Source organism: Psychrobacter sp. CAL346-MNA-CIBAN-0220, from assembly GCF_040309805.1.
In the GTDB taxonomy this organism is placed as follows: Bacteria; Pseudomonadota; Gammaproteobacteria; order Pseudomonadales; family Moraxellaceae; genus Psychrobacter.
Genome location: NZ_JBEOPF010000530.1, coordinates 1 through 253, shown reverse-complemented (window position 1 = coordinate 253; position 253 = coordinate 1). Strand labels below are relative to the sequence as shown.

The 253-nt window shown below is 36.0% G+C and carries 1 protein-coding gene; it reads right to left on the bottom strand.

Going from position 1 to position 253, the window contains the following annotated elements:
• Nucleotides 1-197: hypothetical protein (locus tag AAEY88_RS14660; protein ID WP_350563563.1), on the bottom strand; the 197-nt coding region annotated here is incomplete at its 3' end.
• Nucleotides 198-253: the final 56 nt, after the last annotated feature.

The following is a 253-nucleotide window of genomic DNA, read 5'->3' as shown; positions in this document are numbered from 1 at the left end:
ATAATAAAGTGGTCTTTATCACTGGTAAAAATCATGCCTTTAATATCAGCGTTAGCGGCTAATTCTTTTAATGCTGCCGCGCAATCTGAAAGAGTTTTTTGAGATAATGTGTTTACAGAACCTGTAGCACAAAACTTAAACTCGGCGATGTTTTCCTTCACGAAGCTAACTTCAAAGGAATCGCTTTTATATAACATTATTATTCTCCCTAGTTGATGAACTAAGACTGGTACGATGAGTTCATATTCAGACC